Below are 17,101 nucleotides of genomic sequence, written 5' to 3' on the forward strand. Positions count from 1 at the left end.
CTGTTAATAATTCATCAACGTTAACAATATCTTAAATCAGGAAAATCGCGTTTCACCGCGGAACATATCTCCAAGTTCCTCGTTTCGACAATGAGCTTCGGGCAGGCACAACTGCCGGAGCGGATCCTTCTTTCGAAGTATGTGCGTAACAAGGGGACGGTATCATGGCCACCAATGTCGTGCGGCGCTGGCAGCGAGATGATCTCATGAAACAGCGCGTCTTGATCGTCGAAGATGAATTCCTCATCGCACTCGATCTCGGCGCGACGGTGGAAGGCATGGGCATGCAGGTCGCCGGCTTGGCGAATGATCGCGAACAGGCGCTGCGGCTGGCGCCGTCGGCCGATATCGCCTTCGTCGACGTCAATCTTGCCGATGGCCCGACAGGTCCCGAGCTCGGCAGGCGGCTGGCGGAAGAGCATGGCATCGCCGTCGTGTTCATGACCGGCAATCCCGAGACCGTCGCCGATGGTGTGAAGGGCGCGGTCGGGGTCGTCCAGAAGCCGGTCATGCCTTCGGTTGTCGAACAGCTGGTGAAATATCTTGCCGCCCGCCGCGCCGGCATGTTCGCCGTCGTGCCGGCGCAGATGACGGTTTTTGCCTGATCAGCCGGATACGGCTGCCAGTTGCGGCTGAACGCCGGCCTTGTTCGCCGCCGGTCGGCCATAGGCCCTGAGAAAAGTACGAACGGCATTGCGGGCCGCCTTTTCCAGTTCCGCGTCGGTCGGTGTTCCCCCGAAAAGCGTCAACATCTGCAGGTCGGCATTGCCGAGCGCGACGAACTGCCGGGCGGCGACGTCGAAATCGTCGATGACGAGCGCTCCTTTTTGCGCCAGCCGCGCGAGAAGCGCAGAAAGCGCGGTGGTCAGCTTGCCGGGCCCTTGCTGGCGCCAGCTTTCGAAGAGATGCGGATATCGCTCTCCCTCCGTCTGCACCAGCTTGCGCAGGAATTTTCCGTCCTGGTTGCAGATGCAATTCTTGTTGAGGCGCACGACGAAGGCGGTCAGGTCGTCCTCCAGATTATCGGCGTCATCAGGGAAGGCCGACAAGACGGAGAAGAGCATGGCATTGGCGCGGTTCATCACGTCATCGACGACGGCGACGAACAGCGTTTCCTTCTCGCGATAGTGGTTGTAGATCGTCTGGCGGGAGACACAGGCGACCGCGGCGATCTCATCGATGCTGGCGGCGGCGAAACCCTGGCGGCAGAAGACGTCGGCGGCGGCATCGAGGATGGACATGCGCTTGGCGCATTGCCCGCGCTGGCTATGTCCCGTCATCCGGCCTGCCGGTGTCATGCGATCTTTCATGAGAGCGAAGATAAGACGTCTTGACGTTTTAGACAATGGCGTCTAGTTTTACATTAGTGTCCAAAATTATTGACACGCCTGCTTCCCAGCTGAAGATGTGAGCTCCCAACTTCGTCTTCGCGCGAACAATCATCATTGAACCCCTAAGAGCACTGCGGCGAAGCGACGATCCGGCGTCTTTGCTGCGCTTTTATGAAAGATCACCATTATGACGGCTTCCTTCTTCCGCATTGCCCTCATTCTCGGCCTTTTATCGGCCATCGGCCCCTTTGCCATCGACATGTATCTGCCTGCGCTGCCTTCGATCGGCCAGGATCTTCATGCCGACAATAACGTCACCCAGCTGACCCTTCTCGCCTTCTTCATCTCCTTTGCGCTCTCCCAGCTCGTCTACGGTCCGATCTCGGACATGTGGGGCCGCAAGCTGCCGCTCTATCTCGGCATCGGCCTTTTCGCGCTCGCCTCGATCGGCTGTGCGCTTGCGACGGATATCGAGACGCTGATCGCCTTCCGTTTCATCCAGGGCATCGGCGGTGCGGCCGGCATGGTCATTCCGCGCGCCATCGTCCGCGACATGCATACCGGCGTTCAGGCGGCGCGCCTGATGTCGCTGCTCATGCTGGTCTTCTCGATCTCGCCGATCCTGGCGCCGCTGACCGGCAGCGCCGTCATCGAGTTTTACGGCTGGCGCGGCGTGTTCTGGGCCGTGACAATGGCGGCCTTGATCGGCCTCGTCCTGCTCTCCACCCAGCTTGACGAGACCCGCCCGGCCACTGAGCGCAGCGGCAGCGGTCTCGGGAGCGCCATGGCCGCCTACCGGCTGCTGCTTTCCGACCGCAATTTCCTGACGCTGACCTTCATCGGCGGCCTCGGCATTTCGAGCTTCCTCGTCTATCTCGCCAACTCGCCCTTCGTGCTGATCCAGCATTACGGGCTGACGCCGACGCAATACAGCTTCGCCTTCTCGATCAACGCTGTGTCCTTCTTCGCGGTATCGCAGGCGACGGGCTGGCTCGGCGAGCGTTTCGGCCTGGTGCGCGTCATGCGGCTTGCCGTCAGCGCTTTCGCGCTGGCCATGATCGTCATGGCCATAGTGATGGCCTCAGGCTTCAACCAGCTGCCGGTTATGGCGACCTTCCTGTTCATCGGCTACGGCTTCCTCGGCCTCGTCATCCCGACGAGCGCGGTGCTTGCCCTTGAGGATCACGGCGCAATCGCCGGCACCGCCTCGTCGCTGATGGGCACGCTGCATTTCGTCATCGCCGCCGTCGCCATGGTGATCTCGAGCCTGTTCTTCGACGGCACCGCCGTTCCGATGGCCGCCGGCATCGCCGTCTGCGCCTTCTTGGCCTTCGTGCTAACCCAGGCAACGATCGGCCGCCGTGCCGCCGTCGCCGCTGCCGAATAGTCAAAGACCAGCCGCACCCGATCACCCGGGTGCGGCCACTAATCTGGGTTGTGGCATCGGAGAAAATACCTCGCTTAATTGAACATTGGCGGCCGGCGCTATCTACGTGCGCTGGATCAAGGATGAGTGCGGCAGCATGATCGCGCCGATGTTCTTCCTGGCTGCCTGCCTTGCGGCCGGCGCCCTGCTGGTCTTCTTCGTGACGCGTCAGCTGTCGAGCCGGGAAGCTGCGGCGGCACCGAGCCGGATTTGAGGCGCCTCTTCAGGACGTCAGCGTGAAGGCGTCGCTTTCGCCGGGAACCAGCTCCATCGGCCAGATCCTGTTGCGGGCGCCCTGCGGATAGTGCTCGGCATAGGCCGGCATGGTGGCGAGCAGGGTTTCGCCGAGCTGGGCGCCGAGATCGCGCAGCGACATGCGGAAGGAGGTCAGCGTCGGCTGCAGGAAATGCGTGCGCGACTCCTCGCGGAAGCCGACGACGGCGAGGTCGCGGCCGGGCAGGATGCCGGCCTCGGCCAGCCTGCGGTAAAGTCCGATCGCCATCAGCTCGTGGATCAGGATGATCGCCGTCGGCCGGTCTTCGATCATCAGCAGTTCGTGGCCGGCCTGATAGCCGCCCTGTTCGCTCGACTTGACCCGGATGACCAGCGCCGGGTCGAAGGCAAGGCCGTGGCGCTGCAGCGCCTGGCGGTAGCTGTCGAGGAAGATGTAGCCGAGATTGATGTCGGAGGAGGGGGCCGCCACCGCAATCCGCCGATGGCCCTTGGCGACGAGCCGGTCGACGCCGCGTGCCGCCACGCCTTCGAAATCGAGGTCCATCCAGGTATAGCTGCCGCCGGACGCGCTCCGGCCGAGCGCCACGAAGGGGATGCGGGCCTTTTCCAGAAGCTCGATGCGCCGGTCGGTGCGCCGTGTCGCCGAGATGATCAGCGCATCGACGAGGCGTCGCGCCACCATGCGCTTCAGATATTCGTGCGGATCCTCGTCGTCGGGGCAGGGCAGCATGACCAGATCGAGCTTGTGGCGGGAAAAGACGCTCTGCAGCCCGTCGGTGACGCCGAGGAAGAAGTCGTCGCTGTTTTCGACCGTCTCGCGGCTGACCTCGAGCATCAGCCCGATGACATTGGTCATGCCCTGGCGCAGGCTGCGGCCCGACTGGTTGGCGACGTAGCCAAGCTCTTCGGCGGCGGCGAGCACCCGCCGGCGCGTTTCCTCATTGACGTCGGGCTTGCCGTTCAGCGCGCGGGACACGGTTCCGATCGAAATGTCGAGATGCTCGGCGAGCTGGCGAATTCCCTTCATCTCTGGCGATCTTCCTCCCTTGCAGCGCCGCGCGTCATCGCCCTTCTTGCCACAGGACGGCGTCTGCGAAAAGCCGTGGGGGAAGAGGTTGCGGTCTGAAGCTCTGGCGGATGACGAGTTCGGGAATGACGCGTTCGTAAGCCGGCGGCGAATCCGGGTTTTCCAGCCGCCGTTCCAACAGCGCGACGGCGCGTTGCGCCATGATCAGCGGGTCCTGGCGGAAGGTGGTCAGCTGATAGCTCAGCCAGGCGGATTCCGGCACGTCGTCGAAGCCGATGACGGCGACATCCTCGGGGATGCGCAGCTGCGCTTCCCGGCGCAGGACATCCATCAGCCCGAAGGCGATCTGGTCATTGGCGCAGAAGACGGCGTCGGGCTTTGTTTTTTCCGCAAGCAGCGCGCGCCCGGCGGTGACACCGCCGTCATAATCGGAATCGCCGCCGCGGGCGAGGGTGACGGGTGCACCAAGCGTCTCCGCCGCCGAAAGGAAGGCGCTTTCGCGTTCGACGATCGCAGGCGTTCCCGTATTGGAGCCGATGACCGCCAGCCGCCGCCGGCCGCTGTCGTAAAACGCCGTCGCCGCCTTGCGTGAGGCTTCGGAGTTGCCGGCGCGCACGTGGTCGGCGCCGGGCTCCGACCGGCCGATGACGACGAGCGGCTGGCCGTTTCGCTGTGCGAGATCGAGGAAGCTTGCCGGCGGCGAACCGGAGAGAATGATGATGGCCTCGGCGCGGTGACCGATCAGCATCTTCTGGGCTGCGAGCAGTTCCTCTTCCGTCTGACCGGTGTCGATGAGGATCGGAATGCTGCCGCGCCGAATCAGCGATTTGGCAAGGGCTGCGGCGAGATGTGCGCGAAAGCCGACTTCCGGCCGGGTCGCGACGATGCCGACGAGGCGGCTCTGATTGGCGAGCACGCCGCGCGCGAGATCATTGACGTGGTAGCCGAGTTCGTCAGCCGCCCGCAGCACCTTTTCGCGCGTGGTCGGGGCGACGCTTGCGCCCGGCGTGAAGGTGCGCGAGACCGCCGAGCGTGAGACGCCCGCCAATTGCGCCACCTGCTCGGCGCTGACGAAGCGCATGCGTTCTTTTTTCGGCGCTTTGCCGGCATTCACGGGACCATCGTTCATCGGCCCTCAGCTATTGCGCGTCTCTGACAGGCAGATGACAGACGGCGGTGCGGCGGGCGGAATTTTTGCTGAGAAAAACCGAGGCTGCAGGATTTTGGGAGATGGCGGCTCGCCCCTCATCCGCCTGCCGGCACCTTCTCCCCGCTCGCGGGGCGAAGGGGTCAAGCTGCGAGCTTTCCGTTCCCCACAGACCTCTCACAGGGCACGTCCCCTCGCCCCGCTTTACGGGGAGAGGGTTAGGGTGAGGGGCAAATCGCAGTAAAGCGGCGATACATCGGATCAAAACCGCTGCAAAAACTTCAGGTCTACTCGCAGACCCGTACGGTTTCAGTATGATAGCCGCCGTCATAGCGGTTGCGGACGTCACGGTCCTCATACCAGCATCTCGGAGCCGGCTCGACATAACGAGGACCATCGACATAGCGCGGGCCTTCATCAACGTAACGCGGGCCGCCATTGGCGATTGCGCCGCCAATCAGGCCGCCGACGACACCTGCGGCTACGCCGCCGGCGATGATGCGGCCGGTATCGTCGTGATGACGGTCACGCGCGGCAGCAGGCTGAATGGCCGATCCAACAAGGGCCGTGGCGATCAACAGGCTGCAAATAATTCTCTTCATGACATTCTCCTCAGTGGCACTCGCCCCGGATAATACGGAAATACGGCAGCAAATCGTTTGTTCGTTCAAACTTTGCGACAGGCGTTAATGCACGTCAGGTCGCCGATTGCGTCGCCGTCGTCTCCTCCAGCACATCTTCGGGAATATCGTCGAAAGAGGCGTAGTTGAGGTTATAGAGCCTGGAATACAGTTTGCCGTTCTTCATCAGCTGGCGATGGTCGCCGCTTTCGATAATTTCGCCGTTCTGCAGCACGATGATGCGGTCGGCCTCGCGGATCGTTGCCAGGCGATGGGCGATGACCAGGCCGGTGCGGTTTTCCAAGAGCTTCACCAGTGCCTTCTGGATCAGCATCTCCGTATAGCTGTCGATATTGGCGGTCGCCTCGTCGAGCACCAGGATCTTGGCGTCCGCCACAAGCGCGCGGGCAAAGCTCAAAAGCTGGCGCTGGCCGAGCGACAGGTTGCCGCCGCGCTCCCCGAGAATGCTGTCGTAGCCATCGGGCAGGCGCATGATGAAATCATGGGCGCCGACGGCCTTCGCCGCCTCGATCACCTGTTCGCGCGTCGCCTCAAGCTTGTGGTAGCGGATGTTTTCGAAGACGGTGCCGGTGAACAGGAAAGGCTCCTGCAGCACCATGGCGATCTGCGCCCCGAGCGAATCCTGCGTCAGGTCACGCACGTCGTGGCCGCCGACCAGCACCTGGCCCTGCTGCACGTCGTAGAAGCGGTGGATCAGCGACATGCAGCTGGATTTTCCGGAGCCCGTCGGCCCGACCAGCGCCACGGTCTCCCCGGGATTGACCTTGAAGCTCACATGTTTCAGCACCGGATGCTTCGGATTGTAGCCGAAGAAGACATCCTTGAATTCCACCGAGCCGTCCATGTCGCGCGACAGGGTCTTGGCGTCGGGCGCGTCCTTGATGTCAACAGGCACGTCGAGCACTTCGGTCAGCCGCTGACCCGAGGCCATGGCGCGCTGCATCACCGAATATTGCAGGGTCAGCGACCGGATCGGGTCGAAGAAACGCTGGATGTAGAACAGGAAAGCCACGAGCACGCCGACGTCGAGCGCCTGGTTGAGAACGCGGGCGCCGCCGACGACGATAACGAGCGCCATTGCCACACCGGTCAGGCTGTCGACGATCGGCACCATCACTTGGGCATAACGCGCCGCCGTCAGATGCGTCCTGAGGTTGGCATGCGCCTTGTCGTCGTAGAGCGTGAAGTTGACCCCCTGCCTGTCCATGCTCTGGACGGCGCGCACGCCGTGGATGGCTTCGGCGAGCGCGCCGTTCGCCACCGAATTGGTCTCGTGCGCAGCCATGAAGGACTTGCGGGCGAGCGGCAGCCAGAACAGTCGGACGATGAACAGCACCGGCAGCACCGAAAGCGTCAGCAGGCCCAGCTTGAAATCGAGATAGAGCATCACGAAAACGATACCGAAGAGCAGCACGATGTCGCCGACCGAGAGCACCGAGGTTTCGAGGAATTCCTGCATCGAGTTGACGTCGCCCTGCAGGCGCGACATCAGCCGCCCCACTTCGGTCTTGTCCATGAAGGAGAGCGAGACGCGCTGGAGATGCGAGAACATCGCCTTGCGGATGTCGAACAGCACCTCTTCCGCGACATTGCCGACCAGCGTCTCCTGCGCGTTGCTCGCCGCATAATTGACAAGGATGGCGATGGCGAAGGCGGCGATCGCTGAGATCAGCGCCGAAGCATTGCCGCCCGGCGACATGCCGTGGTCGATGGCGTAACGGATGATCAGCGGGATCAGCAATTGCATCGTCGTGAAGGTCAGGACCGCAACGATCGCCCAGAGGACCTGGGTGCGGTAGGGATGGACGAAAGCCCAGATGCGCTTGACGATGTTGCCGTCGAAGGCCTTGCCGAACATCTCCTCCTCGACGCGGTGCGAACCGACCACCGCCCGCGGCGGCCGGCGGCCATCCTCGCGAACGTCGGGACGCTCGGTTTCCAGTTCCTCGGCCATCACATTCCTCCTGCGGCCTCACATCGGGTGGCCCGCACATCAATTGCTTGTCCACTTCTCCCCAGCGGGGAGAAGGTCCCCGAAGGGCGGATGAGGGGGCTACACGGCACGCCCTCATTTGCCCTTGGCTTCCGCTCAGCGCACTCGTCGCTATCGCTCCTCGCCCCCTCATCGCCTCGCTCTGCTCGGCACTTCCCCCCGATGGGGAGAAGAGGGGCGTTACGCACTCAGCACTTCATCGCCCGGCCGTACCTGCAGGTCGTAGAGCGCCTTGTACCGCCCGCCGAGCGCAAGCAGCGCCTGATGGGTGCCGCGCTCGACGATCCTTCCGTCTTCGACGAACAGGATCTGGTCGGCATGCATCAGTGAGCTCAGGCGATGGGCGACGATGATCGTCACGCGATCGGCGGCATAGCGGCGCATGGCGCTGCGGATGCGCTGTTCGGTGGCGGCATCGATCGCTGCCGTCGAATCGTCGAACACCATTACCGCCGGCTTCAGCATCAGGGCGCGGGCGATCGAAAGCCGCTGCCGCTGGCCGCCGGACAGCGACACGCCGCGCTCGCCGACGACGGTGCCGTAGCCGGTGGGCAGGCCGAGCACGTAATTGTGCAGCTGGGCGCTTTCGCTGGCGCGCTCGATACGGCTTTCCTTGGCCCAGGGGTCGCCATAAGCGATGTTGTTTTCGATCGTCGTCGTGAACAGGAAGGAATCCTGCTGCACGACGGCCACGGCGCGGCGCAGAGACTGCAAAGTCGCCTTGCGGATATCCTGGCCGTCGATGGTAATCCTGCCGCCGCTGACGTCGTAGAAGCGCGGAATCAGATGAGCGATGGTCGACTTGCCGCTGCCGGGGGGGCCGACGATGCCGATCGTCTGGCCGCGCCGGGCTTCGAAGGAGACATCGTGCAGCACGGTGCGCTTTTCCGAGCCGGGATAGGCGAAGCTGACATTCTCGAAGCGCAGCGCTCCGTCGGTCACAGCCAGTTCCCTGGCATCCGGCGCGTCCTTGATCGCGATGTCGAGGTCGAGCAGGTTGAAGAGCCGGGTGCCGCAGGTGGAGGCGCGGGCAAAGGCGTTGACCATCAGGCCGAGCTGGCGCACCGGCATCTGCAGGATGGTCATGAAGGTCAGGAACGAGGCGAGTGTGCCGACGGTGATCTCGCCCGACATCACCTTGCCGCCGCCGATCCAGAGCACCAGGCCCATTGCCGCGAAGAAGGAGAAGGTCATGGCGCTGGTATTGGTGACGCGGATGCCGACCCGCTGATGGGCGAGCGCCAGCGCGTTCTTCGAGGCTGCCTCGAATTTCGTCAGCTCGTGCTCCTGCGCGGCAAAGGCGCGCACGACGCGGATGCCGCCGAGATTCTCCTCCATGATGCGGGTCAGCACCGACAGTCGTTCCTGCAGGTCGAGCCAGGTGGCGCGCAGCTTGAGCTGCGTCACCGACGAGCGCCAGCCGACGAAGGGCACGAAGGAGAGCGCCAGAAGCCCGAGCACGACATCGGTCGACAGCAGCATATAGGCGCCGATTCCGATCAGGATCGTGAGCAGGATCATGCGCACCAGCGCGGTGGAAAAATACATGCGCACCCCTTCGAGATCGAGCATGCCGACGGTGATCAGATCGCCGGAATGGACCGTGTCGTGAAAGCTGAAGGAGAGACGCTGGATTTTTTCGTAGCAGGCCAGGCGCAGCTCGTAGCCCATGTGGTGGCCGACGGCTTCGCTGTAGTAGTTCTGCACCATGGTGAAGAGGCCGCGCAGCACGCTGGCGCCGAGCAGGAGCAGCGCCGTCGTCAGCAGCGCGTCCTGCGCCGCCTGGCCCGCCGTACCGCCGCCCATCGCCATCTGCGTGTGGTCGACGGCCTCGCCGAGAAGGCGGGGTATCATCAGCTGGAAGGTCGAGGCGACGAGCGTGGCGCCGATCGCAAAACCGGCCTGCCAGGGGTGGCGGAAGGCCATCACGGTGATGCGCACCAGTGTATAGAGGCCTCGGCCCCAGCCTGCCGCAGTTGCAAGCGCCATCGAAGCCGAAGGCTTCGTCGCGCGGGTTGACGCTTCGCTGCTCACGGTATTTTTTCCAATAGATGTGTGTTCGGACGCTGGCCCGAAAAGACGGCAAATCCATGAAGGGATTGATAGCACCGTCAGTTTTGCCGATTCCAATAGGCGGTTCAAGTAAAGAATTCACCAACTGGTTATTTTTGCGTGAGGCCGCCTCGCACATGCCCTGCGGGAACAATCGGCGCGCGGGTGGGTTGCAGGGCCGCATGATCTCCTATGGCAGGTCGCGGCCGTCGTCGGCCATGAGGACGGCGCCGATCAGGCGCTGAACGATGTCGGCCTCACCTCCCGGCCAATCGCCTATTGGGTTGGAGAGGCGATGGGCTCCACCAATTTCGTCGATCTCGCCAAGGTGCCGAAGCTCGGCACGAAAAGCAATATTCAGGCGAGTGCAGCTGAGATCGCGTTGCTCCGGAGTGCTAAAGTTTTCCCGTATATTCAATAGCTTGCCCCAAGAGACAACAAAACTCTTGCCAGGCGCGCCATTTGGCGCTTTCATACACGACAAGATTGATAGACTAATGGCGAGGGTGATTATTCCTCTCGTTCTGGGTTCGCCTGATCGAACCCCGATGCTGCGGCAGCTGTCGTGAATGGCCGCATGACCCTCATCAACGCGTGACCCGATGTTCATGCGTTGAAACCTCGATCGACCCCAGGGTGCTGATGAAGCCGCAAAGGAGTTGCGATGACGGTTCAGGGACTTTTTTCCGGAAGGGCCAATGCGGCGGCGCAGATATCAGTCGTCCCGCGCGTTGCAATCGTCGGGCGCGGCTTCTCCGGCATGATGACGGCCATCGCGCTGATGAAGACGGTGCGCACGCCCTTCCACCTGCAGCTGTTCGATCCGAATTCGTCGGTCAGCGGCGGCCAGGCGCTGGCCTCTGCCCGCGCCTCGACGATCCTCAATACCCGCGTGCGCGATCTCTCGGTCGCAGTCGGCGACAGCGATGATTTCAACGACTGGCTCTGTAGCAACGCCGCCTTCCGCGCTGCCGTGCCGGCTGCCATTCCGGGTTTCCGGCAGATCTTCGTGCCGAAGGAAATCTTCAGCGATTACGTCTACCAGCGCTTTTCCGAAGCGCTGGCGGCGCGCCGGGACATCACCGTTCAGGTCTGCAACGATCCTGTCGTGGCGATCCGCCGAAGCCACGGCAACCGCTTCCTGCTCGAAAGCGCCAATCCGGCCAATCCGCTGTTCGATACGGTGATCCTCGCCACCGGCTACGGCCTCAGCGATCCGCATGCTGAGGAGCCGGATGTTTCGCCGATCCGCGCCCAGCGCCTTGTCGCGCGGCCGCATGCCGTGCTGCTCGGCAGCGGCATCCGCGTCGTCGATCAATTGCTGCAGCTTCGCGATTCCGGCTATGCCGGCCAGGTGACGATCATTTCCCGGCACGGGTTTCTGCCGCAGAGCCATACACCGAATTCCGCCGATCCGGTGTTTCCGGCCGAAGCGCTGCCGGAGGGCCTGCCCGACATCATGCGCTTCATCCGCCGGGCCTGTCGCGAGGCGGAAGAGCAAGGGCGAAGCTGGCAATCAGTGATGAACGGCCTGAGGAAGCATGCCCGCTCGCTCTGGTGCTCTCTGCCGGCCCGCGACAAACATCAATTCAATCGGCATTTGCGAGCGATCTACGACAGCCATCGCAACCGCTTGCCGGAGGCCATGCACCTGCGACTGCAGCGCGAGCTTGCCAAAGGCCGTACCGTGCTGCGCCGCGGCCGGGCCGGCCGCCGGGGCCTGAGCGGCCTGTTTTTCACACCGGCGGGATCCTCTGCCGAAGAGGTCCTCCATGCCGAGCGGATCATCGATTGCCGCTGCCAGGCGCCGGATCTTTCCACGCCGCTGATGGAGAGCCTGTTTTCCTCAGGCCTCGCCATGCCGGACGAACTGTCGCTCGGGCTGGCGGTCACTGCGCGCGGCGAGCCCTTCCTAGAGGACGGTTCGACGGTTGTCGGGCTCTTTGCCGTCGGCCCGCTCGGCCTCGGCAGCCTGCCCGATATCGATCTGGTGCCCGAAATCGTCTCACAGGCCTATGCGGCGGCCGAACGGATCGGCGAGCGCTTCTATCCGCAGGTCAGGGCCGTCTGAAAAAGTGTGATCTTTTTGGAACCATCTCCGCCCCGCCGCGTTAACAGCGCTGGTGACCAAGAGGGGCAGATGGAAGTGTTGGATCGACATGATACGTCTCTTCAAGAAGAGGGACGGTTTCGTCTTCTGGTCGATGCCATCACCGACTACGCGATCTACATGCTGAGCCCCGAAGGCATCGTCACCAGCTGGAATACCGGCGCTCAGCGCTTCAAAGGCTACAAGCCTTCTGAAATCCTCGGCGAGCATTTTTCCCGGTTCTATGTCGAAGAGGACCGCGCAGCCGGAATTCCCGAGCGCGCGCTCGCCACGGCGATCGAGCAGGGACGGTTCGAGGGGGAGGGCTGGCGTCAGCGCAAGGACGGCAGCCGCTTCTGGGCGCATGTCGTCATCGATCCGATCCGCCGTCCCTCCGGCGAGCTCATCGGTTTTGCCAAGATCACCCGCGATCTGACCGAACGCCGGGCTGCCGAAAACGCGATCCGTCAGAGTGAGGAACAGTTCCGCCGGCTTGTCCAAGGCGTTTCGGACTACGCGATCTACATGCTCGATCCCGAAGGCAATGTCAGCAGCTGGAATTTCGGCGCCGAGCGGATCAAGGGCTATCGGCCGGAGGAAATCATCGGCCGGCATTTCTCGACCTTCTATACGCCCGAGGACCGCGCCGCTGGTCTGCCGGAGACCGCGCTCCGTGTCGCCCGCGCCGAAGGCCGGTTCGAACGGGAAGGCTGGCGCGTGCGCAAGGACGGCACCCGCTTCTGGGCCAGCATCGTCGTCGATGTCATCAAGGGCGATGACGGCGACGTGCTCGGTTTCGCGAAGATCACCCGCGATATTACCGAGAAGATGGAGACGCAGCGGGCGCTGGAGCAGGCGCGCGAAGAGCTTTTCCAATCGCAGAAGATGGAGGCGATCGGTCAGCTGACCGGCGGCATCGCCCATGATTTCAACAATCTGCTGATGGCCGTGCTCGGCAGCCTGGAGATCCTGAAGAAACGCATGCCGCAGGATCTCTCGCTGACATCGCTTGTTGATAATGCCATGCAGGGCGCCCAGCGGGGAGCGGCCCTGACCCAGCGCATGCTGGCCTTTTCCCGCCGGCAGGAACTGCATATGGAGCCGATCGACGTCTCCGGCCTGGTGCGTGGCATGATGGATATTCTGAGCCGTTCGCTCGGGCCTCTCACCACGATCGAGACCTCTTATCCCGTCCGGCTGCCGACTATCCTCACCGATCCGAACCAGCTGGAGATGGCGATCCTCAACCTTGTCGTCAACGCCCGTGACGCCATGCCGTCCGGCGGCCGCATCACGCTGCGCGCGTCCGAAGAATCGATCGCCGCCAGCAGGGGAGGGCTGTCGGCCGGCCGCTATATCAGGATCGCAGTGGTCGATGAAGGCGAAGGCATGGATGCAAAGACGCTGGAGCAGGCGGTCACGCCATTCTTCACCACCAAGGGTGTCGGCAAGGGCACAGGGCTCGGCCTTTCGATGGTGCAGGGTCTTGCCACCCAGTCCGGCGGCCGCCTCATCCTGAAGAGCAGCCCCGGCGAAGGTACAACGGCGGAATTGTGGTTCCCGGTCGTAACCATTGAGCAGAGGACAGAGGCGGCGGCCGAACTGCCGCAACGGCATGACGATGCACAGCGCCGGCTGCGCATCGTCGCCGTCGACGACGACGGCCTGGTCCTGATGAATACGACGCTGATGCTGGAGGATCTCGGCCACACGGTTTTCGAGGCGATGGCCGGTCCCGAGGCGCTCGCCATCCTGCGCAAGGAGCCGGTCGATCTGGTCATCTGCGATCACGCCATGCCGCGCATGACCGGGGCGCAGCTCGCCGAGGCAATCCGCAGCGAGTGGCCCGGCCTGCCGATCATCCTTGCCACCGGTTACGCCGATCTGCCCGACGGCGCCGGCGCCGCCAATCTGCCCCGGCTCGGCAAACCCTTCTCGCAGGCGCAGCTCGCCGATGCGATCAGCCGGATCGCTTCTCAATGACCGGAGCGGCTGGCGGTGCTGGGTTACCTGATGCACTCGGTCAGCGAAGATTCGCGAGCCTTGGCGTTACGCGCGAAGCTTCTCGTCACCATCATCCTGAATGACGGTGCGGCCGGTTTTCTCCCGGAGGTCGGCCGCCGGGGCTGAAGCTGCGCCGCCGAGGAGGCGCTTCTCGGTCTCTTGCAGGTCAAGGATCGCTTGTTCGATCCGCTCAGCCGGAGCCTGGCGCGAGACCAGACGCCACCGATGATGCTGCCAGAAGGTGACGAGCAGGCGCCGGCTCGGGACTTCTATCGTTTCATGCAGGAACCATGCTCCGCCGAGGGCAACGAACAGCGCTGCTGCGATCAGCGCCGGTTCAGGCAGCAGCGCTTCAAAACTCCGATGGACAAGGAACATGATGGGGACGTGGAAAAGATAGAGCGAGAAGCTGATCGTGCCCAAAAACCTGAGCGGTGCAGCTGCAAGGAAATGACCTGCGATGGGCGGTTGTCGCGCGACGAGTGCGACGATGGCGGCGGCGGCGGCCGCGCTTTGCAAGCCCCAAAATTCGGGCGAGAAATTCGGCAGGACATGCCTGTAGGTAAAGAACACCGCCAGAAGCAACAGCGTGAAAATTCCCATGAGGGCGGATGGCGTCCATCTTTCCAAATGAGAATGCATCCCACCGGCAAGTGCGCCGAAGAGAAAGTAGGGGAGCTTGGACAGGAGCATGATTCCGGGCCCCGGCAATTCGAGCAGGCCGTCTACGGCGACAACAATGGCGAAGCCTGCGATCAGGCCGCTATAGCGGTGCGGCCGGGCTAGGCAGAGCCACAGGATCGGGAACAGCAGATAGAACTGAATTTCGGGTGGGATAGACCAGAAAACGCCTCTCGAGCCGAGAAGAAGGACATGGCGCACAAAGTCCATACCGCCGGCGATCGGCTGAACGAAGTTCAGAGTCGGCATGCCGGACAGCATCGCCACGAGCAGGACGGCAACCAGATAGACCGGATAGATGCGGGCAAAGCGGCTCACCAGGAAATCCAGGACGTTTTCCCGGGTCACCGGCCGTGAACCGTAGAGATGGGCCATCAGGAAGCCGCTGAGGGCAAAGAACAAGCCGACGGCTTCGCTGCCCACAGTCACCAGATGCGAGGTCGTGCTTGGAAAGATAAGGCCGATATGGGCTTGCACGACCAGCAGCGCGGCAATGCCGCGCAGGCCATCGAGACTGGGGATGTAATCCGGCCGGCTCATGTGCAGCTTTTTTCTGTTCGGTTCCGGCAAGCAGTAGCCGACATCGCTTTAGAAGATATTAATCCGCCGCGCTGAAGCCACGGCGGCGCAACTGCTTGCCGGAACTCGTATTATTCGCGGCCGCCTCTTCCGATCTCGCCGCGCAGGATGAATACCAGCAGTGCCAGCGCCATCGCCGCCAGCGCGTACCAGGTGATCGCATAGACGAGATGGTTGTTGGGGAAATGGATGACCGTCAGGCCGCCGACGGGCAGACCGCCGGGATTGGCGGTCGCGTCGGCGTCGATGAAATAGGGCGCGACCGCACCGACGCCGCGCTTCTGTGCGATTGCCGCGACATCGCGCGAATACCAGCGGTCGGCGCCGACATCGTTGGATTGCAGCAGCGATCCCTCCGGCTCTGTCATCCGAATCAGCCCGGTGATTTCGACCGGTCCCGCCAGCTGGCCTTCGCGGCGGGTGGCCGGGTCGCGCCTGTCGGTCGGCACGAAACCGCGGTTGATGAGGATGGCGGTGCCGTCGGCAAGCATCAGCGGCGTCATTACCCAATAACCCGGTCCGAGCGCCGTCGAGGCATAGACCAGCGTCTCTTTGTCGTTGGCGAGCGTACCGGCGACGCTCACCCGGCGATATTCGTCATCGCCGGCATTGACCTTGTCCCAATCGGCCCGTGCCGGGGCTGGCACGGCTGTGGCATGCACACGCTGGTCGACGCGGACGATGAGATCGCGCTTCCAGGCGAGCCGCTGCACCTGCCAGGTGCCGAGGGCTGCGAGCGCTGCCGCAATGAGCGCCAGGCAGACGGCAAAGGCAACGCGTTTTACAGGCGAATGCCGTTTATCCGCTTTTTCGGGGGGAGCTTCGCTCATGGCGTGAATCGCTTCGGGCGGCGGTGCCGCCACCCTTTCGATGCCGTCACGGCATGTTCTTCATCATCTCGGGGCTCATCGGCATCATGTTGGTGTTGAGATGATGCATGACCCAGAGGGAGCCGGAGAGCGCGATGGCGACGATGATGATGGTGAAGATCAGCGCCATCATCGTCCAGCCGCCCTCGCTGCGGGGGTTCATGTGCAGGAAGAAGACCATATGGACGACGATCTGGATCGCCCCGATGGCCATCACCAGCACCGCCGTCACCGCCGGGCTTTCGAAGACGCCTGCCATGACCAGCCAGAAGGGAATGGCGGTCAGGATGACGGAGAGCGCGAAGCCCGTCATATAGCTGCGGAAGGTGCCGTGGCCGGCCTGGTGGCCGTGGCTGTGGCCGTGATGCGCCTCGTGGGCATCCTCATGTGCGGGTGCTTGCGAACTCATCCGAGAACTCCCAAGAGATAGACGAAGGAAAAGACGCCGATCCAGACGACGTCGAGGAAGTGCCAGAACATCGAGAGGCACATCAGTCGGCGGCGGTTGGCCTCGATCAAGCCGTGCATCGACACCTGCACCATCAGCGTGATCAGCCAGATGATGCCGAAGGTGACGTGCAGGCCGTGCGTTCCGACCAGCGTGAAGAAGGAGGAGAGGAAGGCGCTGCGCGTCGGCCCGGCGCCCTCGTGGATCAGGTGGATGAACTCGTAGAGCTCGAGCCCGATGAAGGCGGCGCCGAACAGGCCGGTGACCCCAAGCCAGAACAGCGTTTCCGCCTTGGCGTTCCGCTCCATCTGCAGCATGGCGAAGCCATAGGTGATCGAGGAGAGCAGCAGCATCGACGTGTTGAGGGCAACGATCGGCAGATCGAAGAGATCGGCCGGCGACGGCCCCGCGGCATAATTGCGGCCGAGCACGCCGTGCGTTGCAAACAGCACCGCGAAGATCAGGCAGTCGCTCATCAGATAGAGCCAGAAGCCGAGATTGGTGCTGTTCTCCGGATGATGATCTTCCGTCAGGTAGAATTCGGGCTTTTCGGCCGTATCGACAGTGTGATCGCTCATGG

At 63.1% G+C, this 17,101-nt stretch carries 14 protein-coding genes and 2 pseudogenes; 6 read left to right on the forward strand and 10 right to left on the reverse strand.

Going from position 1 to position 17,101, the window contains the following annotated elements; all coding sequences use genetic code 11:
• The first annotated feature begins 164 nt into the window (after positions 1 to 164).
• On the forward strand, positions 165 to 605 hold the full coding sequence (locus N2597_RS28605) for a response regulator (RefSeq protein ID WP_010047776.1): 441 nt from the start codon (positions 165 to 167) through the stop codon (positions 603 to 605).
• Here N2597_RS28605 and N2597_RS28610 read toward each other — a convergent pair whose 3' ends face one another.
• Positions 606 to 1,346: a TetR/AcrR family transcriptional regulator gene (locus N2597_RS28610; RefSeq protein WP_183598764.1), complete on the reverse strand. Its 741-nt coding sequence runs from the start codon at positions 1,344 to 1,346 to the stop codon at positions 606 to 608.
• 172 nt (positions 1,347 to 1,518) lie between these two features.
• Here N2597_RS28610 and N2597_RS28615 point away from each other — a divergent pair, with 172 nt between their 5' ends.
• Positions 1,519 to 2,718 (forward strand): multidrug effflux MFS transporter, encoded by a 1,200-nt coding sequence (locus N2597_RS28615; RefSeq protein WP_077989530.1) that lies wholly within the window; start codon positions 1,519 to 1,521, stop codon positions 2,716 to 2,718.
• Positions 2,719 to 2,824: 106 nt separating this feature from the next.
• Positions 2,825 to 2,971, forward strand: a pseudogene (locus tag N2597_RS28620) (MFS transporter); the annotation flags it as partial.
• 9 nt (positions 2,972 to 2,980) lie between these two features.
• On the opposite strand, the gene N2597_RS28625 reads toward N2597_RS28620, so the two are convergent.
• The 5 genes from N2597_RS28625 to N2597_RS28645 form a co-directional block, all read right to left on the reverse strand.
• A complete protein-coding gene (locus tag N2597_RS28625) occupies positions 2,981 to 4,018 on the reverse strand; it encodes a LacI family DNA-binding transcriptional regulator (protein ID WP_009993615.1) in 1,038 nt (345 codons plus the stop codon).
• A 34-nt stretch (positions 4,019 to 4,052) separates the two neighbouring features.
• Positions 4,053 to 5,147 carry a LacI family DNA-binding transcriptional regulator gene (locus tag N2597_RS28630; protein ID WP_183598766.1) on the reverse strand — a complete coding sequence of 365 codons (1,095 nt, stop codon included), beginning with the start codon at positions 5,145 to 5,147 and terminating at the stop codon, positions 4,053 to 4,055.
• 305 nt (positions 5,148 to 5,452) lie between these two features.
• Entirely contained in the window at positions 5,453 to 5,767 is a 315-nt protein-coding gene (locus N2597_RS28635) for a hypothetical protein (protein ID WP_183598768.1), read from the reverse strand.
• A 94-nt stretch (positions 5,768 to 5,861) separates the two neighbouring features.
• The gene (locus N2597_RS28640; protein ID WP_183598770.1) at positions 5,862 to 7,760 is read right to left on the reverse strand and encodes an ABC transporter ATP-binding protein; all 1,899 of its coding nucleotides are present in this window, start codon (positions 7,758 to 7,760) and stop codon (positions 5,862 to 5,864) included.
• A 219-nt stretch (positions 7,761 to 7,979) separates the two neighbouring features.
• Positions 7,980 to 9,941, reverse strand: a complete 1,962-nt coding sequence (locus N2597_RS28645) for an ABC transporter ATP-binding protein (protein ID WP_183598772.1) — start codon at positions 9,939 to 9,941, stop codon at positions 7,980 to 7,982.
• An 83-nt stretch (positions 9,942 to 10,024) separates the two neighbouring features.
• On the opposite strand from N2597_RS28645, the pseudogene N2597_RS28650 reads away from it, so the two are divergent.
• From N2597_RS28650 to N2597_RS28660, 3 genes and pseudogenes are all read left to right on the forward strand, one after another.
• Positions 10,025 to 10,272: pseudogene (locus N2597_RS28650) on the forward strand (NADPH-dependent oxidoreductase); the annotation flags it as partial.
• Positions 10,273 to 10,515: 243 nt separating this feature from the next.
• Positions 10,516 to 11,922 carry an FAD/NAD(P)-binding protein gene (locus N2597_RS28655; RefSeq protein WP_183598776.1) on the forward strand — a complete coding sequence of 469 codons (1,407 nt, stop codon included), beginning with the start codon at positions 10,516 to 10,518 and terminating at the stop codon, positions 11,920 to 11,922.
• A 69-nt stretch (positions 11,923 to 11,991) separates the two neighbouring features.
• Entirely contained in the window at positions 11,992 to 13,923 is a 1,932-nt protein-coding gene (locus N2597_RS28660; protein WP_096762863.1) for a hybrid sensor histidine kinase/response regulator, read from the forward strand.
• Between the two features lie 66 nt (positions 13,924 to 13,989).
• Here the strand turns inward: N2597_RS28660 and N2597_RS28665 are convergent, their stop codons facing one another.
• The 4 genes from N2597_RS28665 to cyoC form a co-directional block, all read right to left on the reverse strand.
• Positions 13,990 to 15,165: an acyltransferase family protein gene (locus N2597_RS28665; RefSeq protein ID WP_096762864.1), complete on the reverse strand. Its 1,176-nt coding sequence runs from the start codon at positions 15,163 to 15,165 to the stop codon at positions 13,990 to 13,992.
• Between the two features lie 110 nt (positions 15,166 to 15,275).
• Positions 15,276 to 16,034, reverse strand: coding sequence for an SURF1 family protein (locus N2597_RS28670; protein ID WP_183598778.1), 759 nt, complete (start codon positions 16,032 to 16,034; stop codon positions 15,276 to 15,278).
• A 46-nt stretch (positions 16,035 to 16,080) separates the two neighbouring features.
• A complete protein-coding gene (cyoD, locus tag N2597_RS28675; RefSeq protein ID WP_040111295.1) occupies positions 16,081 to 16,482 on the reverse strand; it encodes a cytochrome o ubiquinol oxidase subunit IV in 402 nt (133 codons plus the stop codon).
• Entirely contained in the window at positions 16,479 to 17,099 is a 621-nt protein-coding gene (gene cyoC, locus N2597_RS28680; RefSeq protein ID WP_040111296.1) for a cytochrome o ubiquinol oxidase subunit III, read from the reverse strand. Before cyoC ends, cyoD begins: the two co-directional genes overlap by 4 nt.
• Positions 17,100 to 17,101: the final 2 nt, after the last annotated feature.

This window comes from Rhizobium sophoriradicis (assembly GCF_025200795.1).
Taxonomy (GTDB): domain Bacteria; phylum Pseudomonadota; class Alphaproteobacteria; order Rhizobiales; family Rhizobiaceae; genus Rhizobium; species Rhizobium sophoriradicis.

Coding starts and splice junctions, on each gene's coding strand:
- N2597_RS28605 (WP_010047776.1), top strand. CDS start 165: ATGGCCACCAATGTCGTGCGGCGCTGGCAGCGAGATGATCTCATGAAA.
- N2597_RS28615 (WP_077989530.1), top strand. CDS start 1,519: ATGACGGCTTCCTTCTTCCGCATTGCCCTCATTCTCGGCCTTTTATCG.
- N2597_RS28625 (WP_009993615.1), bottom strand. CDS start 4,018: ATGAAGGGAATTCGCCAGCTCGCCGAGCATCTCGACATTTCGATCGGA.
- N2597_RS28630 (WP_183598766.1), bottom strand. CDS start 5,147: ATGAACGATGGTCCCGTGAATGCCGGCAAAGCGCCGAAAAAAGAACGC.
- N2597_RS28635 (WP_183598768.1), bottom strand. CDS start 5,767: ATGAAGAGAATTATTTGCAGCCTGTTGATCGCCACGGCCCTTGTTGGA.
- N2597_RS28640 (WP_183598770.1), bottom strand. CDS start 7,760: ATGGCCGAGGAACTGGAAACCGAGCGTCCCGACGTTCGCGAGGATGGC.
- N2597_RS28655 (WP_183598776.1), top strand. CDS start 10,516: ATGACGGTTCAGGGACTTTTTTCCGGAAGGGCCAATGCGGCGGCGCAG.
- N2597_RS28660 (WP_096762863.1), top strand. CDS start 11,992: ATGGAAGTGTTGGATCGACATGATACGTCTCTTCAAGAAGAGGGACGG.
- N2597_RS28665 (WP_096762864.1), bottom strand. CDS start 15,165: ATGAGCCGGCCGGATTACATCCCCAGTCTCGATGGCCTGCGCGGCATT.
- N2597_RS28670 (WP_183598778.1), bottom strand. CDS start 16,034: ATGAGCGAAGCTCCCCCCGAAAAAGCGGATAAACGGCATTCGCCTGTA.
- cyoD (WP_040111295.1), bottom strand. CDS start 16,482: ATGAGTTCGCAAGCACCCGCACATGAGGATGCCCACGAGGCGCATCAC.
- cyoC (WP_040111296.1), bottom strand. CDS start 17,099: ATGAGCGATCACACTGTCGATACGGCCGAAAAGCCCGAATTCTACCTG.